We start from the raw sequence: 299 nt of genomic DNA on the forward strand, positions 1-299 counted from the left end.
GGGCGCGCTGGCGCTGGTGGTGCTCCCGCTGTCCCCGCTGCTGTGGCGGACACGGGTGCGGGCGCGCCGGCTGGACGGGCACTCCCCCGACCCGGCCGTGCGGACGCTGGCGGCCTGGCGGGAACTGACCGACAGTGCCTGGGACCACGGAGTGACACCGGACGACTCGTTGACCCCGCGCGGCTCGGCGGCCCGCATCGTGCGGCTGGGGCGACTGGACACGGAGGCCGGGGCCGCGGTGCACCGGGTGGCGGCCGCCCTGGAGCAGGTGCTGTACGCCCCGGAGCCGCGACCGGCGC

General features: G+C 78.6%; 1 protein-coding gene. It reads left to right on the forward strand.

The genetic code is table 11. The annotated features are described in order from the left end of the window. A partial coding sequence (locus CCN33_RS29370; RefSeq protein WP_140394748.1) for a DUF4129 domain-containing protein occupies window positions 1–299 on the forward strand: 299 nt, incomplete at both ends.

Source organism: Streptomyces recifensis (genome assembly GCF_002154615.1).
Lineage (GTDB): Bacteria > Actinomycetota > Actinomycetes > Streptomycetales > Streptomycetaceae > Streptomyces > Streptomyces griseoluteus.